General features: G+C 72.0%; 16 protein-coding genes. 11 read left to right on the top strand and 5 right to left on the bottom strand.

The features are described from left to right. The first annotated feature begins 704 nt into the window (after positions 1 to 704). Positions 705 to 1,481 (top strand): tetratricopeptide repeat protein, encoded by a 777-nt coding sequence (locus ACZ48Z_RS02830; RefSeq protein ID WP_468734004.1) that lies wholly within the window; start codon positions 705 to 707, stop codon positions 1,479 to 1,481. A 57-nt stretch (positions 1,482 to 1,538) separates the two neighbouring features. Here the strand turns inward: ACZ48Z_RS02830 and ACZ48Z_RS02825 are convergent, their stop codons facing one another. Continuing rightward, on the bottom strand, positions 1,539 to 2,822 hold the full coding sequence (locus ACZ48Z_RS02825) for a DUF1015 domain-containing protein (protein ID WP_468733978.1): 1,284 nt from the start codon (positions 2,820 to 2,822) through the stop codon (positions 1,539 to 1,541). Positions 2,823 to 2,894: 72 nt separating this feature from the next. Between ACZ48Z_RS02825 and ACZ48Z_RS02820 the strand changes: the two genes are divergently transcribed. From ACZ48Z_RS02820 to ACZ48Z_RS02805, 4 genes are all read left to right on the top strand, one after another. Then, on the top strand, positions 2,895 to 3,923 hold the full coding sequence (locus ACZ48Z_RS02820; RefSeq protein WP_468733977.1) for an HAD hydrolase-like protein: 1,029 nt from the start codon (positions 2,895 to 2,897) through the stop codon (positions 3,921 to 3,923). Between the two features lie 106 nt (positions 3,924 to 4,029). Beyond that, the gene (locus ACZ48Z_RS02815) at positions 4,030 to 5,073 is read left to right on the top strand and encodes a FecCD family ABC transporter permease (RefSeq protein WP_468733976.1); all 1,044 of its coding nucleotides are present in this window, start codon (positions 4,030 to 4,032) and stop codon (positions 5,071 to 5,073) included. Next, positions 5,070 to 6,107, top strand: a complete 1,038-nt coding sequence (locus tag ACZ48Z_RS02810) for a FecCD family ABC transporter permease (RefSeq protein WP_468733975.1) — start codon at positions 5,070 to 5,072, stop codon at positions 6,105 to 6,107. The genes ACZ48Z_RS02815 and ACZ48Z_RS02810 overlap by 4 nt, the downstream gene beginning before the upstream one ends. Beyond that, on the top strand, positions 6,104 to 6,991 hold the full coding sequence (locus ACZ48Z_RS02805) for an ABC transporter ATP-binding protein (RefSeq protein ID WP_468733974.1): 888 nt from the start codon (positions 6,104 to 6,106) through the stop codon (positions 6,989 to 6,991). The genes ACZ48Z_RS02810 and ACZ48Z_RS02805 overlap by 4 nt, the downstream gene beginning before the upstream one ends. On the opposite strand, the gene ACZ48Z_RS02800 is transcribed toward ACZ48Z_RS02805, so the two are convergent. Further along, the gene (locus ACZ48Z_RS02800) at positions 6,975 to 7,322 is read right to left on the bottom strand and encodes an SCP2 sterol-binding domain-containing protein (RefSeq protein ID WP_468733973.1); all 348 of its coding nucleotides are present in this window, start codon (positions 7,320 to 7,322) and stop codon (positions 6,975 to 6,977) included. The genes ACZ48Z_RS02805 and ACZ48Z_RS02800 overlap by 17 nt on opposite strands. 42 nt (positions 7,323 to 7,364) lie before the next feature. Here ACZ48Z_RS02800 and ACZ48Z_RS02795 point away from each other — a divergent pair, with 42 nt between their 5' ends. The 5 genes from ACZ48Z_RS02795 (at position 7,365) to ACZ48Z_RS02775 (ending at position 12,831) form a co-directional block, all read left to right on the top strand. After that, the gene (locus ACZ48Z_RS02795; protein ID WP_468733972.1) at positions 7,365 to 7,667 is read left to right on the top strand and encodes a hypothetical protein; all 303 of its coding nucleotides are present in this window, start codon (positions 7,365 to 7,367) and stop codon (positions 7,665 to 7,667) included. Positions 7,668 to 7,674: 7 nt separating this feature from the next. Continuing rightward, a complete protein-coding gene (locus ACZ48Z_RS02790; RefSeq protein ID WP_468733971.1) occupies positions 7,675 to 8,490 on the top strand; it encodes a TlyA family RNA methyltransferase in 816 nt (271 codons plus the stop codon). Further along, complete coding sequence (locus ACZ48Z_RS02785; RefSeq protein ID WP_468733970.1) at positions 8,487 to 9,392, top strand: NAD kinase; 906 nt, start codon at positions 8,487 to 8,489, stop codon at positions 9,390 to 9,392. Before ACZ48Z_RS02790 ends, ACZ48Z_RS02785 begins: the two co-directional genes overlap by 4 nt. 183 nt (positions 9,393 to 9,575) lie before the next feature. Beyond that, positions 9,576 to 11,294 carry a DNA repair protein RecN gene (gene recN, locus ACZ48Z_RS02780; RefSeq protein ID WP_468734003.1) on the top strand — a complete coding sequence of 573 codons (1,719 nt, stop codon included), beginning with the start codon at positions 9,576 to 9,578 and terminating at the stop codon, positions 11,292 to 11,294. 400 nt (positions 11,295 to 11,694) lie between these two features. Further along, positions 11,695 to 12,831 carry a glycosyltransferase family 4 protein gene (locus ACZ48Z_RS02775; RefSeq protein WP_468733969.1) on the top strand — a complete coding sequence of 379 codons (1,137 nt, stop codon included), beginning with the start codon at positions 11,695 to 11,697 and terminating at the stop codon, positions 12,829 to 12,831. Here the strand turns inward: ACZ48Z_RS02775 and ACZ48Z_RS02770 are convergent. After that, positions 12,828 to 14,468, bottom strand: coding sequence for a PucR family transcriptional regulator (locus tag ACZ48Z_RS02770; protein ID WP_468733968.1), 1,641 nt, complete (start codon positions 14,466 to 14,468; stop codon positions 12,828 to 12,830). The genes ACZ48Z_RS02775 and ACZ48Z_RS02770 overlap by 4 nt on opposite strands. A 55-nt stretch (positions 14,469 to 14,523) precedes the next feature. On the opposite strand from ACZ48Z_RS02770, the gene ACZ48Z_RS02765 reads away from it, so the two are divergent. Beyond that, positions 14,524 to 15,480: an LLM class F420-dependent oxidoreductase gene (locus ACZ48Z_RS02765; protein WP_468733967.1), complete on the top strand. Its 957-nt coding sequence runs from the start codon at positions 14,524 to 14,526 to the stop codon at positions 15,478 to 15,480. Here the strand turns inward: ACZ48Z_RS02765 and ACZ48Z_RS02760 are convergent. Together ACZ48Z_RS02760 and ACZ48Z_RS02755 are read right to left on the bottom strand one after the other, a co-directional pair. Continuing rightward, positions 15,467 to 16,849, bottom strand: coding sequence for an FAD-binding oxidoreductase (locus ACZ48Z_RS02760; protein ID WP_468733966.1), 1,383 nt, complete (start codon positions 16,847 to 16,849; stop codon positions 15,467 to 15,469). The genes ACZ48Z_RS02765 and ACZ48Z_RS02760 overlap by 14 nt on opposite strands. Positions 16,850 to 16,952: 103 nt before the next feature. Further along, positions 16,953 to 18,758, bottom strand: coding sequence for a glycoside hydrolase family 15 protein (locus ACZ48Z_RS02755; protein ID WP_468734002.1), 1,806 nt, complete (start codon positions 18,756 to 18,758; stop codon positions 16,953 to 16,955). Between the last annotated feature and the right edge of the window lie 172 nt (positions 18,759 to 18,930).

Genomic DNA, 18,930 nt, shown 5'->3' with positions numbered 1-18,930 from the left:
GCGGTGACCGTGGTGGCTTCCGCCGTGATGACAACCGCAGTGGTGGCGGTGACCGTGGTGGCTTCCGCCGTGATGACAACCGCAGTGGTGGCGGTGACCGTGGTGGCTTCCGCCGTGATGACAACCGCAGTGGTGGCGGTGATCGCGGTGGTTTCCGGCGTGACGACAATCGCGGTGGGGATCGTGGGGCTCGTCCTCCGTTCCGGCGCGATGACCGGCCGGCTGGGCCTCGCCGGGACGACCGTGACGGTGGCTTCCGGCGTGACGGTGACCGGCCTGCCTTCCGTCGCGACGACCGCGGGGACCGTGGGGAGCGCGTAGAGCGCCGCGACGACAACCGCAGCAGCAGCAGCAGCAGCTACGCGCCGCGCCGGGACGACCGCCGCAGCGACGACCGCGGCGGCTTCCGCCGTGACAACGACCGCCGAGACGACCGCCGCGATGACCGTCGCAGCGATGACCGCGGTGGTTTCCGGCGTGATGACAACCGTGGTGGTGGCGGGGACCGTGCTGGTTTCCGGCGTGACGACAACCGCAGCGCTGGCGGCTTCCGGCGTGACGACAACCGTGGTGGAAGTGGTGGTCCCCGTAGGGACGACCGCGGTGGGTTCCGTGGGCGGGATGACCGGCGTGGTGGTGACGACCGGCGTGGCGGGGGGCGTTTCCGTGAGGAGCGCGACCGGGACCGTGAGCCGATCAAGCGGCTGCCGATCCCCGAGGACGTCACGGGCAACGAGATCGACAAGGACGTACGGCAGGAGCTGCAGAGCCTGCCCAAGGGGCTCGCGGAGGATGTCGCCAAGAACCTGGTGATGGTCGCCCGGCTCATCGACGAGGATCCGGAGGGCGCGTACGCGTACTCCAAGATCGCCCTGCGGCTGGCGTCGCGTGTGGCCGCCGTACGGGAGGCGGCCGGGTTCGCGGCGTACGCGAACCAGAAGTACAGCGAGGCGCTCGCCGAGTTCCGGGCCGCGCGGCGGATGACCGGGCACGTGGAACTGTGGCCGGTCATGGCCGACTGCGAGCGGGGGCTCGGGCGGCCGGAGAAGGCGCTGGACATGGCCGGGGCGCCCGAGGTGCACAAGCTCGACAAGGCCGGGCAGGTCGAGATGCGGCTCGTCGCTGCCGGTGCCCGGCGGGACATGGACCAGCTGGAAGCGGCCATCGTGACGCTCCAGAGTCCCGAGCTCGCCTCCAACTCCGTGCAGCCGTGGACCGCGCGGCTGCGGTACGCGTACGCCGACGCGTTGCTTGCGGCCGGTCGGGAGGACGAGGCGCGGGAGTGGTTCGCCAAGGCCGTGGAGTCCGACAAGGACGGCAGCACGGACGCCTCCGACCGGCTCGCCGAGATGGACGGCGTGGAGTTCGTCGACGCCTTCGACGAGGCTGAGGCCGAGGTCGACGCTGCGAGTGACGCTGAAGTCGTCGTCGAGAAGGCCGTGGACGACGAAGACGGTGACGAGAGCGACCTCAAGGACTGAGGGCTGCAGTGAGGTGAGAACAAGGGGCGGGATCCCGGGATCCCGCCCCTTCTTGCGTCATAGGTCCAGGGCGCGAAGGACAAGGCCCGATGCCGGCTTCGGGCCGAACGACGTGGACTTGCGGGGCATCGTGACGCCCTGGCGGGCGAGGTCGCGGACGACCTCCTCGCGGACCGGGTGCATCAGGACGGCGGTGCCGCCGTCGCGTTCCGCCTTCTCGACCGTGGCGGCCGTGTCGTGGATGTAGGCGATGCGGGCGGGGTCGTCCTCGGGGATGCGCCAGATGTGGGCGAGGAGGGTGGCGTGCAGGACCGTGGCGTCCAAGGTGCGCCAGGCGGTGGGGCGGTCCCCGGGGATCGTGCGGGACAGGAGATCCGGGTCGGGGCGGTCGACGAGGTGGAAGGCGCCGTCGCCGGCGAGCAGGAAGGCGTTGCCCGCGCAGGCCGCGTCGGCGAGGGTCTCCAGGGCTTCCGCCAGGGGCACATCGAGGTGCCGTACCCGGAAGAGGCCGTCGAGTAGGGCGAGGGACGCTGCCACCGGGACACCGTGCAGGAGGCGGTGGATGGCTCGGACGCGGAGGGGGTAGCGGGCCGTGTCGACGAGGAGGACCAGGCCGTGGTCCCAGGGGCTCGGCGAGGGGTGTTCCGCGCGCAGCCGGCAGTAGGTCGCCCAGCGGTGGTGGCCGTCGGCGATGAGGGCCTGGTGGTGGGCCAGGTCGGCCTGGACGCGGGCCAGGTCGGCAGGGTCGGTGACCGACCACAGGCGATGGCTGTAGCCGTCCTCCGTGGTGGTGGCGAGCAGCGGTGGTTGCTCGGCGGTGCGTTCCACGAAGTCGGCGGTGGGTCCGTTGCCGCGGTAGGTGAGGAGCAGCGGCTCCAGGTTCGCCGAGGTGGCGCGCATGAGGGCCGCGCGGTCGGCGACGACGTGCGGCATGACGTCCTCGTGGGGCAGGACGACGCCCTCCGACGGGTCCGACAGACGCAGGGTGCCGATGATTCCGCGCTGGAGCAGGCCGGCGCCGTCTTGCTGTTCGTAGACGTACAGGCCGGGCTCGGGGTCGGCGGCCAGGATCCCCTCGGACAGCCAGCCGCGCAGGGTGCGGGCCGCCTGTTCGTTGCGTTCGGCCGGGGTGCTCGCCTGCGGGAGGATCAACCGGACGATGTTGTACGGGTCGTTGGACTGGAGCTGGTGCAGGCCGTCGGGGCGGACCACGACGTCGTACGGCGGGGATGTCACGGCGGCGAGGCTGCCGACCCGGTCGGGGTCGTAGCGCAGGCCTCGGAACGGGGTGAGTTCCAGGCCTCGGCGCGCCGTTGCTTCCGGGTGACCTGCTGTGTTCATCCCGGCATCGTACGGGTGTCAGTGGCATGGGGGATGATCGGGGGAAAGCCGTCGAACTAGGAGCGATGCGGAATGAGCCAGGGCGTGAGGACGAGGCCCGAGGGCAGTGGGCAGGCTCTGAATGAGGCGTACGACACGGCGCTGCTCGACCTCGACGGGGTGGTGTACGCGGGTGGGAACGCGATCGCGCACGCGGTCGAGTCGCTCGCCGTCGCGCGTGAGGGCGGGATGCACCTCGCCTATGTCACCAACAACGCGCTGCGTACGCCCGACACCGTGGCCGAGCACCTCACCGAGCTGGGCATACCGACGGGAGCGGACGACGTCATCACGTCCGCCCAGGCGGTCGCGCGGCTGATCAGCGAACAGGTGCCCGCCGGAGCGAGGGTGCTCGTCATCGGGGGCGAGGGACTGCGGGTGGCGTTGCGGGAGCGCGGTCTGGAGCCCGTCGAGTCGGCGGACGACGATCCGGCGGCGGTCGTGCAGGGCTTCGGCGGGCCGGATCTGCCGTGGGGGCGCTTCGCCGAGGCCAGTTATGCCGTCGCGCGCGGGGTGCCCTGGTTCGCGTCCAACACCGACCTCACGATTCCGAGCGGACGTGGCATCGCGCCGGGCAACGGCGCCGCGGTGGAGGTCGTGCGGATCGCGACCGGTGCCGAGCCGCAGGTCGCGGGCAAGCCGTTGCCGCCCATGCACCGGGAGACGATCCTGCGGACCGGTGCGAAGAAGCCGCTGGTGGTCGGGGACCGGCTGGACACCGACATTGAGGGCGCAATCAACGGGGAGGTCGATTCGTTGCTCGTGCTCACCGGTGTCACCGACGGTGCCCAGTTGCTGGCGGCACCGCCGCAGCACCGGCCGACCTATGTGGACGCCGATCTGCGGGGGTTGCTCACCGGGCAGCCCGAGGTCACCGAGGCGGGAGAGGGCTTCCGGTGCGGTGGCTGGACGGCGACGGCCGGTACGGAGCGGCTGGAACTCGACGGTGACGGCGAGGCGCTGGACGGACTGCGGGCGCTGTGTGCGGCGGCCTGGACGGCGGGGGGAGAAGCGGCGTGCGAGCTGGACGGGGGCAAGGCGCTGGCCAAGCTGGGGTTGTGAGCCGTGGGGGGCGGGCAGAGCCATGGGGGCGGGCGTTCCTTTGAGTCCGGGTGCGTTCCGGGCCTCAGGATCGTGACTGCTTGGCAGGGTAGGCTAACCTAACCGGGTGTTGGTCGACAGTGCTCCCGAACAGCGCGCGGAGACCGCCCCCGCGCCCCCGACCCGCCGGGCGATACGAGTCGTCGGGCTCCTCGTCTCCGTCGTGATCCTGGTGCTCGTCGCGGTGGCGAGCATCGCGATCGGCGCGAAAGGACTGTCCGTCGCGCAGGTCTGGCACGGCCTGTTCGAGGACACGGGGACCTACGGCGACGTCGTCGTGGCGGACCGGCTCTCGCGGACCGTGCTGGGACTGCTCGCCGGCGCCGCGCTCGGCCTGTCCGGGGCGGTGCTCCAGGCGCTCACCCGCAATCCGCTGGCCGACCCCGGGCTGCTCGGCATCAACGCGGGCGCGTCCGCCGCGGTCGTCACCGCGATCACCTTCTTCGGCGTCACCTCGCTCAACGGCTATGTGTGGTTCGCCTTTCTCGGCGCGGCCGCGGTGGGCGCGCTGGTCTGGTTCCTGGGCGGCAGCCGTGGTGCCACCCCGGTCAGGCTCGCGCTGGCCGGTACGGCGATCAGCGCGGCGCTGTACGGCTACCTCCAGGCCGTGATGATCACCGACGACCAGGCGCTCAACAAGATGCGCTTCTGGACGGTCGGTTCGCTGTCCTCGGCGAGCAACTCGACCATCCTCCAGGTGCTCCCGTTCCTCGTGGCCGGCTCGCTTCTCGCCCTCGCGCTGGCGCGGCCGCTCAACGCGATGGAGATGGGCGACGACACCGCCAAGGCTCTCGGCGCCAGCCTCAACCGCACCCGGGCGCTGGCCATGCTCTCCGCGACCGTGCTGTGCGGGGCCGCCACCGCCGCCTGCGGACCGATCGTGTTCGTCGGCCTGATGGTGCCGCACATCGTGCGCTCCTTCACCGGGCCCGACCTGCGCTGGATCCTGCCGTACGCGACCGTCCTGTCGCCCGCGCTGCTGCTGGGCTCCGACGTGATCGGGCGGATCGTCGCCCGGCCCGCGGAGCTCCAGGTCGGCATCGTCACCGCGCTCATCGGCGGGCCGGTCTTCATCTTTCTCGTACGACGGCGGAGGACGGCGCAGCTGTGAAGACCAACCGTGCCCTCAGGACCCCCGGCGGACTCTCGGTCCGGGTGGACGTCCGGGCCGCTGTCGTCGTCGGCCTGATCCTGCTCGCCGCGCTCACCGCGAGCGTCGTGCTGATCGGGACCGGCGACTTCCCGATCCCCGCCAAGGACGTCCTGAGGACACTGCTCGGGAACGGAAACGCCGGGCAGGAGTTCATCGTCAACGAGCTTCGGCTGCCCCGGGTCCTCGTAGGGCTCCTGGTCGGCGCCTCGCTCGGGCTCGGCGGTGCGCTGTTCCAGGCCATCTCCCGCAATCCACTGGGCAGTCCGGACGTGCTCGGGCTCTCCCAGGGGGCCACGGCCGGGGCGCTCACGATGATCGTGCTGTTCTCCGGGAGCGCGGCCCAGATCACCACGGGCGCGCTGGTGGGCGGCCTGGTCACCGGGCTCGCGATCTATCTGCTCGCCTGGAAACAGGGTGTGCACGGATATCGGCTGGTCCTGGTCGGAATCGGGGTCTCCGCGATCGTCACCGCGGTCAACGGCTATCTGCTGACCAGGTCCACTCTCACCGAGGCGGCGCAGGCCGTCGTCTGGATGACCGGTTCGCTCAGCGGCCGTGACTGGGCGCAGGTCTGGCCGCTGCTGTGGCTGTGCGCCGTCCTCGTCCCGCTGGTCCTCGTCAACGCGCGCGGCCTCAGGATGATGGAGATGGGCGACGACGTCTCGAACGCCCTCGGCGTGCGTGTCGAGCGCGTACGGCTGCTGTTGCTGGTCGCCGCCGTCCTGCTCACCGCCGCCGCCACCGCGGCCGCGGGACCGGTCAGCTTCGTCGCGCTCACCGCACCGCAACTGGCCCGCCGCCTGACCCGCTCGCCCGGCCCCAACCTGCTCCCGTCGCTGTGCATGGGCGCCACCCTCCTGGTCACCGCCGACTGGGTCTCGCAGAAGGTCTTCGGTGCCGACCAGCTGCCCGTCGGCGTGGTCACCGGAGTACTCGGCGGGGTCTACCTGCTGTGGCTCCTGGTCACCGAGCGCAAGGCGGGCCGGATATGAGCGCCGAGAGCAGCCTCACCAGCGGACTGAACAACCCAAGGAGCACCGTGAACCGCCTGTCCGCCGACACCGTCACCCTCGCCTACGACCAGCGCGTCATCGCCGAGCAACTGTCGGTGGAGATACCCGACAACTCCTTCACGGTGATCGTCGGCCCCAACGCGTGCGGCAAGTCCACACTGCTGCGGGCCCTCTCACGGATGCTCAAGCCCAGCCGGGGCAAGGTGCTGCTCGACGGACAGGCCATCCAGTCGATGCCGGCGAAGAAGGTCGCCCGCACCCTGGGCCTGCTCCCGCAGTCCTCGATCGCGCCCGACGGGATCACCGTCGCCGACCTGGTCGGCCGCGGCCGCTACCCCCACCAGGGCATCCTGCGCCAGTGGTCCACCGAGGACGAGCGGGTCGTCCAGGAGTCCATGCGGCAGACCGGGGTCGCCGAGCTCGCCGAGCGGTACGTCGACGAGCTGTCCGGAGGTCAGCGGCAGCGGGTGTGGATCGCGATGGCGCTCGCCCAGCAGACCCCGCTGCTGCTGCTCGACGAGCCGACGACCTACCTCGACATCCAGCACCAGATCGACGTCCTCGATCTCTGTGCCGAGCTGCACGAGGAGCAGGGGCGGACGCTGGTCGCCGTCCTGCACGACCTCAACCACGCGGCCCGGTACGCCACACATCTGATCGCGCTCAAGGACGGCAGGATCATCGCCGAGGGCGCCCCGAACGACATCGTCACGGCCGGCCTGGTCGAGGAGGTCTTCGGGCTGCGCTGCCAGGTCATCGACGACCCCGAGACGGGGACACCCCTGGTGGTACCGGCGGCCCGCAAGGCACGCGTGCGTGTGGAGGCCGGCAGCGGGACGGTGGGCGCTACAGAAGCTTCCTGAGCTGGAGCAGGTCCCTGAGACCGGCCTCCAGCTTCACCCGGCCCGAGCCCCAGGCCTTGGCGAAGTTCAGCTCGCCGTTCACCAGGGCCACCAGGTCGTCACCGGACATGGCCAGCCTGATCTGGGCCTTCTCCTTCGGCGGGCCCTGGAGGGTGTCCCGCACCACGATCCGGCCGCCCGTCATCCGGCCGACGAAGGTCACGTCGAGATCGGTGATGCGGCAGCTCACCGAGCGGTCCATCGACGCCGCCGAGGCGACGTCCCCCTCGGCGTTCCGCATGGTGTCGGAGAGCTTCTCGAGTGCGGCGCGGCACTCCTCGATCGTGGCCATCGCGATCGACGGTACCCCAGGGGTTCGAGGTAGCGTCTGGGCATGAGCGACGCAGTTCCAGAGCCTTCACAAGAGGTCCCGGTCGACCCCGGGTACGACCCTGCTGCCCCCGCGCCTTTGAACGTGCCCCGCATCCCCACCGGCAACGTCGAGGTCGACGCCCGGCTGGAGCGGCTGGGCGACGCCGACCACCTCGCCACGGACGGCCACGGCGAGGTGTACGAGGATGTACACCGGGGGCTGCGCGACGCGCTCACGGCGCTCGACGCCCGCCCGGAACCTCCGGCGCCCTCGCCGTCGTATGACCAGAGGGTGCCTTCACCCTCGTATGGCACTAGGAGCTGAACCGAACGTGGCAGGAGTCGCACGCCGTCGTCTGGACGCGGAGCTGGTCCGGCGGAAGCTCGCGCGCTCGCGCGAGCACGCCGGGCAGCTGATCGCGGCCGGGCGGGTCACCGTCGGCAAGACCGTCGCGACCAAGTCCGCCACCCAGGTGGAGACCGCGGCCGCGATCCTGGTCCAGAGCGACGACAGTGATCCCGACTACGTGTCCCGGGGCGGGCACAAGCTTGCGGGTGCCCTCCAGGCGTTCGTGCCGCGGGGGCTGGTCGTCGAGGGGCGGCGGGCGCTGGACGCCGGTGCGTCCACCGGCGGTTTCACCGATGTGCTGCTGCGGGCCGGTGCCACGCACGTGGTCGCCGTCGACGTCGGCTACGGCCAACTCGCGTGGTCTCTCCAAAGCGATGAACGCGTCACCGTCAAAGACCGTACGAACGTACGCGAGTTGACGCTCGAAGCGATCGATGGGGAACCAGTGGATCTTGTCGTGGGGGATCTGTCCTTCATCCCGCTCGGACTGGTACTGCCCGCCCTTGTGCGGTGCGTGAAGCCGGACGCCGACCTGGTGATGATGGTCAAGCCGCAGTTCGAGGTGGGGAAGGAACGGCTGGGCAGTGGGGGAGTCGTCCGCAGTACGCAGCTGCGGGCCGAGGCCGTGCGCGGGGTCGCCGGAAAAGCGGCCGAACTCGGGCTCGGGGTGAACGGCGTCACGGCCAGTCCGTTGCCCGGGCCCTCGGGCAATGTCGAATACTTTCTGTGGCTGCGTGCCGGGGCGCCCGCCCTGGACCCGGCCGATGTCGACCGTGCAGTTGCGGAGGGGCCGCGTTGAGCCAGAACCGAGCTCGTACTGTTTTCCTGCTCGCCCACACCGGGCGGCCCGCGGCCATCCGCAGTGCCGAGCTGGTCGTGAAGGGACTGATGCAGTCGGGGATCGGCGTGCGCGTCCTGGAGTACGAGGCCGCCGACCTGCCGCTGCCGCCCGAGGTGGAACTCGTCAAGGAGGCCACTCCGCAGTGCCTCGAAGGGTGCGAACTGCTCATCGTGCTCGGCGGTGACGGGACGCTGCTGCGCGGCGCCGAGTTCGCCCGGGCCTCCGGGGTGCCGATGCTGGGCGTCAACCTGGGCAGTGTCGGGTTCCTCGCGGAGGCCGAGCGGGACGACCTCGACAAGGTCGTCGACCGGGTGGTGACCAAGTCGTACGAGGTCGAGGAGCGTATGACGGTCGACGTCATCGTTCACCGGAACGGGGACATCGTCCACACCGACTGGGCGCTGAACGAGGCGGCCGTGCAGAAGGCCGGCGCGGAGAAGCTGCTCGAGGTCGTGCTGGAGATCGACGGGCGGCCGGTGACCGGGTTCGGGTGTGACGGGATCGTGCTGTCCACGCCCACCGGGTCCACGGCCTACGCGTTCTCCGCGGGCGGGCCCGTGGTGTGGCCCGAGGTGGAGGCGCTGCTGATGGTCCCGATCTCCGCACACGCGCTGTTCGCGAAACCGTTGGTGACCTCGCCGAACTCCGTGCTGGCCGTGGAATTGCTGCCGCACATTCCGCCGGGTGTGTTGTGGTGCGACGGGCGGCGGACCTTCGAGTTGCCGCCGGGGGCGCGGGTCGAGGTGCGGCGGGGTGCTGTGCCGGTGCGGTTGGCCCGGCTGCATCATGCGTCGTTCACGGATCGGCTTGTGGCGAAGTTCGCGTTGCCCGTTTCCGGGTGGCGGGGGGCGCCTCACTAGCCAACCGTGGGGGTGGTTGCGGAGCGTGGGCGGCTGCGAGCCGGTGGGGCTTGTCGCGCCCACGCGGCGGAGCCGCAAGTCGATACAGCCCCGCGCCCCTGAAAAACCTCCACTCGCCCGAGTGACAGGGGGCCTCGCATCTCGTTGCCCCGACCTCGTAAGGTCGTCACCGTGCTGGAAGAGATGCGGATACGGTCGCTCGGAGTCATCGACGACGCTGTCGTCGAGCTGTCACCCGGGTTCACTGCTGTCACCGGTGAGACGGGTGCGGGCAAGACCATGGTGGTCACCAGCCTGGGGTTGCTGCTCGGTGGACGGGCTGACGCGGCGCTCGTGCGGATCGGGGCCGAGAAAGCGGTCGTGGAGGGGCGGATCAGTGTGTCCCCCGGTGACCGCGTGGTCGTACGGGCCGAGGAGGCCGGGGCGGAGATCGACGACGGGGCGCTGCTCATCAGCCGTACCGTTTCCGCCGAAGGGCGGTCCCGGGCGCACCTGGGCGGGCGGTCCGTGCCGGTCGGGGTGCTCGCCGAGCTCGCCGACGAGCTGGTCGCCGTGCACGGCCAGACCGATCAGCAGGGGCTGCTCAAGCTGAACCGGCAGCGGCAGGCGCTCGACCGGTACGCGGGCGACGCGGTCACCGTGCCGCTGGCCAAGTACACCGAGGCCTACCGGCGGCTGCGGGCCGTCTCCGTCGAGCTGGACGAGATCGTCACCCGCGCGCGTGAGCGGGCCCAGGAAGCCGACATGCTGCGGTACGGGCTCGACGAGATCGCCGGTGTCGAGCCGCGTGCCGGTGAGGACGTCGAACTGGCCGAGGAGGCCGAGCGGCTCGGGCACGCCGAGGCACTGTCGTCGGCCGCCACGGCCGCTCACGGCGCCCTCGCCGGGAACCCCGAGGATCCTGAGGGCATCGATGCCGCGACGCTCGTGGCGGGCGCCCAGCGGGCTCTGGAGGCCGTACGGTCGCACGACCCCGCCCTTGCCGCGCTCGCCGACCGGATCGGGGAGATCGGCATCCTGCTGGGCGACGTGGCCGGTGAGCTGGCCGGGTACGCCGACGACCTGGACGCCGATCCGCTGCGGCTGTCGGCCGTCGAGGAGCGCCGGGCCGCCCTCACCGCGCTGACACGGAAGTACGGCGATGACGTCGCCGCCGTGCTCACCTGGGCCGAGCAGAGCGCCGGGCGTCTCACCGAACTCGACGGCGACGACGAGCGGATCGACGAGCTGACCGCCGAGCGGGACGCGCTCCGGGCCGAACTGGGCGGGCTGGCACAGGCGTTGTCGGACGCGCGAACGGACGCCGCGGAGAGGTTTGCGGCGGCGGTGACGGCAGAGCTGGCGTCGCTGGCGATGCCCCACGCGCGTGTGTCGTTCGACATCCGGCAGACCGAGGACCCGGAGGGTGTGGAGGTCGGCGGGCGCACCGTCGCCTACGGGACGTCCGGTGTCGACGAGGTCGAACTGCTGCTCGCCCCGCACCCGGGGGCGCCGCCGCGGCCCATCGCCAAGGGCGCGTCCGGTGGTGAGCTGTCACGCGTGATGCTGGCCGTCGAGGTCGTGTTCGCGGGGACGGACCCCGTGCCGACGTATCTCTTCGACGAGGTCGACGCCGGTGTCGGCGGCAAGGCGGCGGTGGAGATCGGGCGGCGCCTGGCGCGGCTCGCGAAGACCGCGCAGGTCGTCGTCGTGACGCACCTGCCTCAGGTCGCCGCCTTCGCCGACCGGCAGTTGCTGGTCGAGAAGACCAACGACGGGTCCGTCACCCGGTCCGGTGTGAAGGTGCTGGAGGGCGAGGAGCGGGTTCGGGAGCTCTCCCGGATGCTCGCCGGGCAGGAGGACTCCGAGACGGCCCGTGCGCATGCGGAGGAGTTGCTGGCGACGGCTCGGGCGGACGCGTGACGGGGCGTCCTGGGTAGTCGCGGCCACCGTTGACTCGCGTCGGGCGTGGCGGCGGGGGGTGGGTGGGTGGCCGGTCGGGTTGTGTCGGCTGCGGGCCGGTGGGGGCCGGTCGCGCAGTTCCCCGCGCCCCTGGGGGGTGGGGGTCGGCGTGGAGTGTCGTGCGCCCTGGGGTGGAGCGCCCTGGAACGGGGGCGGGCACCGTGCTCTCACTCGTGTGAGTGACCCCGACTCGCCGCGCGCGCCCTTGCGCTCGCTCTCCGTATGCGCGGAACACCCGTACGTCCTGGCATCCTTGGGGGAGAACCCATCACGCGTAGGAAGCGCGCGGTACACCCCTCCGCTCGACACCTTCTGTACGTTTCCTCGTGACCGTCCGACCCGAACCAGGAGCCCCGGCCACGTGACCCCCGTGAGCAGCCACTCACCGCACGGCCAGTCGCCGCTGCGCACCGTGCAGGTGCTGGGCGGCGGCAATGCCGGCAGCAGCGCGCATGTGCGCTCCCTGACCTCGGGGCTCGTCGCGCGGGGCGTGCGGGTCACGGTGTGCGCCCCCGCCGAGGCGGATCGCACCTACGACTTTTCCGGGGCCGGTGCCGAACACGTGCACGTGCCGCGCAGCAGCGATCCGACCTCCGTGGCCGTGCTGCGGGCGGCATGCGCGGATGCGGACCTGGTGCACGCGCACGGGCTGCACGCCTCGTTCCGTGCGGTGCTGGCGCTCGCCGGGCGGCGGACTCCGCTCATCGTCACCTGGCACGACCGGGTGTACGCCGAGGGCGCGCGGGCTCATTTCGTACGCCTCCTCGAGCGCCGGGTCGTGAAGGCCGCCTCCGTGGTCCTCGGATCCACCTCGGCGCTCGTGGACCGGGCGCGCGGGACGGGTGCCCGGGACGCGCGGCTCGCCGCAGTGGCCCTGCCCGGACCGCGCGGGGCCGTCGAGCAGGAGGACCCCGATCGGCTGCGGCCGAAAATGCGGGCCGAACTGGGGGCCACCGGCAGGCCGTTGCTGATCGCGGTCGGCGCTCTGGAGCGGCACAAGGGCTACGAGACGCTGCTGGACGCCACCCGCGCGTGGCGCCTTCTCGATCCCGTACCGCTTGTCGTCGTCGCGGGGGAGGGCCCGCTGCGGCCCGTCCTGCAGAGCCGCATCGAGGAAGAAGGGCTGCCGGTTCGCCTCATCGGCCGACGCGACGACATCACCGAACTGCTCGCGGCCGCCGATCTCGCACTCCTGCCCAGCCGTTGGGAGGCCCGCTCGGTGCTCGCCCAGGAGGCCTTCCACGCGCGCGTGCCGCTCGTCGCGACCGCGGTCGGCGGCATCCCCGAACTCGTCGGCGACGCGGCCGAACTCGTCCCGTACGGCGACCCGCAGGCGCTCGCCGAGGCCGTCGTGCGGCTGCTCGGGGATCCCGAGCGGCAGGACCTGCTGAGGGAGCGGGGCGTGCGGCAGGCGGCGACCTGGCCCACCGAGGACGAGACCGTCGCTCAGGTGCTCAGCGTCTACGACGAGTTGACCCAGCTCCGGCCGCTGATCTAGGGCACGTGCCGGCGCGCCCGCAGCGCCAGGCTCAACGCCAGTACCGTCTGCGGGTCGTCGAGGTCCGTGCCGAGCAACTCGCCGATGCGGGCGAGGCGGTTGTAGAGGGTCTGCCGGTTGAGGTGGAGTTCGCGGGCCGTCTCCGCCTTGCGGCCCGCGTGCGCCAGATAGGTCTCCAGCGTGGGCAGCAGCGGCGGTTTGGAACGGTTGTCGTGGGCGCGCAGCGGCCCGATCGCGCGGTCCACGAAGGCCGCGAGGTCCGGGTGGTCACGCAGCCGCCACAGCAGCAGGTCGATGTCGAGGCGGCGGGCGTCGTACCAGGGGCGGTCGGACAGGCCCTGTGCGGCCGTCGCCGTCTCGGCCGCGTGGCGCAGGCCCGCCGAGGCCGCCGCCCAGCTGCCCGCCATGCCGACCACGACCACGGGCGGTTGGGCACCGGGCCGTTGCATCCCGGCCCGCTCCACACCCGCCCGCAGAGCCGCCGCGACCCGGTCCGCGACCGCCGACCGCTCCGACTCCGAGCGCAGTCCGAGCAGCACGAGCACACGGCCTTCGACCGGTCGCACGCCGAGCAGGACGGGCACACCGACCGCGGCCAGTTCCTCGGAGACCGCCCGGGCCAGGACCGCCCAGCCACCGCCCGGGGAGAGGGCGTCGCCGAGCCGCATCACCACCGGCAGCAGCGGACCCGTGCCCGGCTTGAAGCCCAGCACGCGCGCCTGTGCGGGCGCGTCCTCGGCGGTGATCCTGCCTTCGGCGAGGTCGGTGAGGAAGTCGCCGCGGCCGCGTGCCGCCAGCTCCTCCTCCTGGCGGGCCTGCATCAGGACGACGGCCAGGATGCCCGCGGCGCGTTCGGCCGCCATGCGGTGCACCGGCCCGAGCGGGGCCCGTACCGGAAGCAGGACCAGCCGCGCCCGTACCGAACCCGTGCCGGGGCCGCCCCCGGGCACGTCCACGAGAGCCGAGCCGGACGGCGGCGAGTCCTTGTGCTGGCTGCGCAGTCCCTCCCACACCTGGAGCGGGTCGGCGCCCTCGGGGCCTGCCCCGGCGGCGTACAGGAGCCGGCCGTCCGGCGTCTCCAGGAAGACCGGGTTGCCGCTGAAGTCGGCCAGGATGCCGAGTACCTGAGGGACACCGCCGCCGCCCAGCAGGGCCTCGGTGCAGCGCCTGTGCACCTCCTCCGCGCGCTGGAGCAGCGCGTAGTGGCCGTTGACGATCTCGGTGTGGATCTCCTCGGTGACCGCCACGAACGGCACCTCGCGGTGCAGCTGGACCAGCGGCAGGCCGGTCGCGCGGGCCGTGTCGACGAGGGAGGCGGGCAGCCGGGTGAAACGCGGGCCGAGCTCGACGACCAGGGCCGCGATACCGCGCTCGGCCAGGGTGCGGACGAACGCGCGCTGTTCGGCCGGACGGGTGCCGAGACCGTAGCCGGTGGTCAGCAGCAGCTCGCCGCCCTTCAGCAGGGAAGCGATGTTGGGCACCTCGCCCGCGTGCACCCAGCGCACGGTCCGGTGCAGCCGGTCCGCGCCCGCGAGGATCTCCGGGAGCCCGCTGCGCAGACCGGGCAGCTCCAGCGCCCGCTGCACGGTGATCCCGGCGCCCTGGGTGTCGAATCCGCTGCTCGTAGCGCTGTCCATGAGCCGGACGCTACCCGAGGCGTGCCCGGCGCCGTGTCGGGGTAGCGGCCGGGGCATGGACTTCAGCGTGGTTGCCGTGGCACGGGAGGACGACACTCCGGTCGAGGAGCCGGTACGGGTGGCGGTGGTCGCCGACCGGCTCGGCTACCGGGAGGTGTGGGCCGGTGAAGGGCCGACGTGGGACTCCTTCGTCCTCGCCGCCGCGATCGGGCGGGCCACCGAGCGGGTGACGCTGACCGCCGGTCCGGTGCCGGTGTCCGTGCGCGACCCGTACACCGTGGCCAGGGGCGCCGCGTCGGTCGCGGCGCTCGTCGGACGGCCGGTCGGGGTGGCGCTGGGCACCTCCAGCAAGCGGGTGGTGGAGGGCGTGCACGACCGGCCCAGGACGCGCCCCGCGGCCGTACTGGAGGAGAGCGCGGCAGCCGTACGGCGGCTGATGCACGGCGTTCCGGGGCAGCCGGTCGTGCCCGGCAGCATGTTCCGCCGACGGCTGCCCGCGCCCGGTGGCGCGCTCACCGTCGCCGCCTTCGGGCCCCGCGCGATCGCCACGGCCGCCGCGCACGCCGACCGGATGCTGCTGGACGTGGTCTCCCCGGAGCAGGTGCGGGCGTTGCGAGCGCAGCTGGACGTGGCGGCGGAGAAGGCGGGCCGCACGCCGCCCACGCTCGCCGCGTGGCTGCCGGCGGCCGTCGACCCGGCACCGGAGTCGCTCGCGCAGGTGCTGGGCAGTATCGCCGGATACCTGACCGTGCCGGGCTACAGCGAGGTGTTCGTCGAGGCCGGATTCGGCGAGGCGGTGATGCTCGCGGCGACCGGGGCCGACCCGGAGACCCTGCTGCGCGCCCTCCCGCCGAGGGCGGCCGCCACGCTCGGTCTGGTGGGCGACGTGGACGCCGTACGGGCCAGGATCGACACCTATGCCGAGGCGGGACTCGACGAGATCGCCCTCGTTCCGGCGACGGCGGGGGACCCGGGCGGCGAGCGCACCCTGACGGCCCTTACGCCGGGCTGATGTTGTGGTTGAAGCGGAACACGTTGTCCGGGTCGTAACGGCGTTTCAGCGCGGCCAGCCGTCCGGTGTTCTCCGCGCCCACGCCGGCCGTGACCCGCTCGGTGCCCTCGTCACCGATGAAGTTCAGGTAGACCGCGCCGGTGCTCCACGGTCGCGCGTCCGCGCACGCGTCCCGGACCCACTGGATGCACCGCTCGTCCTGCGCCGGGTCCTCCCACATCGCGAAGGGGTGCACGGCCCACGGCGCGTCCCGGTAGGGCACGGGGTAGTCGCGCGGACCCGCGGCGATCGCCCCGCCCAGCGGGAACAGCACATGCATGGTGCCGGTCGGCACGGGCAGGGACTGCGCCCGGGAGCAGTAGACGTCCAGGAAGTCGTCCGGCACACCGGTCAGGTACTCCGCCGACCAGTAGTTCCGCATCCCCGGCGGATCGTCGAGCATGCACTGGACATCGGCGTACGGCATCGCCCCCATGACCTCCGCCTCGTGCGGCAGGGCCAGCAGCGGCTCGGCCAGCTTCAGCATCTCCTCCTCGGACCCGGCGTACGTCAGCAGCGCACCGCACAGGAGCGTGCCGACCAGGTGCGGCGGTACGAACTCCTCGGGCGGGCCGGTGATGTACAGCACACCGCCGCTCGCCTCGTCCGGGCCGACGGAGATCAGCTCGCGGTAGGTGCGGACGACCTCGGGGCCGAACTCCGGTAGGTACAGCAGCAGCGCCATGGAGAACTCGGGCAGTGCGTGCAGTTTGAGGGTGAGCGCGGTGGCGACGCCGAAGTTGCCGCCCCCGCCGTGCAGACCCCAGAACAACTCCGGGTTCTCGTCGGCGCTCGCGTGGACCCGCTCGCCGTCCGCGGTGACGAGGTCGGCGCCGAGCAGGTTGTCGACGGCGAGCCCGCACCAGCGGTCCAGCCAGCCGGAACCGCCGCCCAGGACGAAGCCGCCGACGCCGGTCGTGGACACCCGGCCGCCGGTGGTGGCCAAGCCGTGCGGCTGACAGGCCCGGTCCAGGTCGCTCATCGTGGCGCCGCCCGCGACGCGCACCGACCCGGCCGCGGGATCGACGGTGACCGTACGCAGATGGCGCAGGTCGATGACCAGTCCGCCGTCGTTGAGGGCCATGCCGGACACGCTGTGCCCGCCGCCGCGCACCGCGATCGGCAGGTCCAGGTCTCTTCCGAAGCGGACGGCCCGTACGACGTCGTCCTCGGTCACGCACTGCGCGATGACCGCGGGCCGTCGGTCGATCATCGAGTTGAAGACGGTCCGGGCCTCGTCGAAGCCCGGATCACCCGGGGCGAACACGTCGCCGACCAGTTCCTCGCGCAGCGCGGTGAGGGCCGCGCCCGCAGTTGACGGGGATGCCATGGGGGCGCCCCCTTCCTTGGGGGTGATGGCACCAGCCTAGGCGGGCTTCGGCCGACGGGCCTGTTCAGCCGTCGGCCGCCCCGGTCCCCCGTGGATCAGCGGGTCAACCGCCGTACGCCCCCGACGCCGTCAGCCGCAGTGCCGTGTCGATGAGGGGGACGTGGCTGAAGGCCTGCGGGAAGTTGCCGACCTGGCGCTTCAGGCGCGGGTCCCACTCCTCGGCGAGCAGGCCGAGGTCGTTGCGCAGGGCCAGGAGCTTCTCGAAGAGCTTGCGGGCCTCGTCCACGCGGCCGATCATCGCCAGGTCGTCCGCCATCCAGAACGAGCAGGCCAGGAACGCGCCCTCGTCGCCCGGCAGACCGTCGAGGTTCTCGTCGCCGCCCGAGGTCGTCGGGTAGCGCAGGATGAAGCCGTCCTCGGTGGACAGTTCGCGCTGGATCGCCTCGATGGTGCCGATCACGCGCTTGTCGTCCGGCGGCAGGAAGCCCATCTGCGGGATCAGCAGCAGGGAGGCGTCCAGCTCTTTCGAGCCGTACGACTGCGTGAAGGTGTTGCGCTCCTTGTCGTAACCCTTCTCGCACACGTCCCGATGGATGTCGTCGCGCAGGTCGCGCCACTTCTCCAGCGGGCCGTCCGCGTCCCCGGACTCGATGAGCTTGATGGTGCGGTCGACGGCGACCCAGGCCATCACCTTGGAGTGCACGAAGTGCCGGCGCGGGCCGCGCACCTCCCAGATGCCCTCGTCCGGCTCGTCCCAGTGCTGCTCCAGGTAGCGGATCAGCTTGAGCTGGAGCAGGGAGGCGTAGTCGTTGCGGGCCAGGCCGGTCATGTGGCCGAGGTGCAGTGCCTCGGTGACCTCGCCGTACACGTCCAGCTGGAGCTGGTGCGCGGCGCCGTTGCCGACCCGGACCGGGGCGGAGCTCTCGTAGCCCGGCAGCCAGTCCAGCTCCGCCTCGCCCAACTCCCGTTCGCCCGCGATGCCGTACATGATCTGCAGGTTCTCGGGGTCGCCGGCGACGGCCCGCAGGAGCCACTCGCGCCAGGCACGGGCCTCCTCTCGGTAGCCGGTGCGCAGCAGCGAGGACAGGGTGATGGCCGCGTCCCGCAGCCAGGTGTAGCGGTAGTCCCAGTTGCGGACGCCGCCGATGTCCTCGGGCAGGGAGGTGGTGGGGGCCGCCACGATGCCGCCGGTGGGGGCGTACGTCAGCGCCTTGAGGGTGATCAGCGAGCGGATCACCGCCTCGCGGTACGGGCCGTGGTACGTACAGTGCTCGACCCACTCGCGCCAGAAGTCCTGCGTCGCCTCCAGCGACTGCTCGGGCTCCGGCAGCGGGGGCGGCTGCTTGTGCGAGGGCTCCCACGAGATGGTGAACGCGATCCGGTCACCCGGGGCGACCGTGAAGTCCGAGTACGTCGTCAGGGACTTGCCGTAGGTCTCGCACTCGGTGTCGAACCACACCGAGTCCGGGCCCGCCACGGCGACCGTGCGGCCCTCGTGCTTGTGGACCCACGGCACGACACGGCCGTAGGAGAACCGCATGCGCAGGGCCGAGCGCATCGGGACGCGGCCCGAGACGCCCTCCACGATCCGGATCAGCTGCGGGGCGCCGTCACGCGGGGGCATGAAGTCCGTCACACGGACCGTGCCGCGGGGGGTGTCCCACTCCGACTCCAGGATCAGGGAGTCGCCGCGGTAGCCGCGCCGGGCCGCGGTGGGGGGCTCGGCGTCGGCCGCGTGCGCGGGTCCGAGCCGCCAGAAGCCGTGTTCCTCGGTGCCCAGCAGGCCGGCGAAGATGGCATGCGAGTCGAAGCGGGGCAGGCACAGCCAGTCCACCGTGCCGTCCCGGCAGACCAGGGCAGCGGTCTGCATGTCTCCGATGAGTGCGTAGTCTTCGATGCGCCCGGCCACGTGCAACTCCAGTCGAACGGCCACGTCACCCCCTCAGGGAAAAAGGGGGCTGTCGCTTGGTGCGGTCAAGGGGGTCGTTGTAATGCGTCGTTGAGCGGTGAAGCAAAACAGGCCTGCCGCCGTGAGGCAAAACGACAACTGTTGCTCAACGACCTGACGAGCTCTCGTTGTT

The organism is Streptomyces sp. NPDC031225 (genome assembly GCF_055570355.1).
The sequence above is the reverse complement of the archived record's forward strand: the minus strand, read 5'-3'. Positions and strand labels throughout refer to the sequence as shown.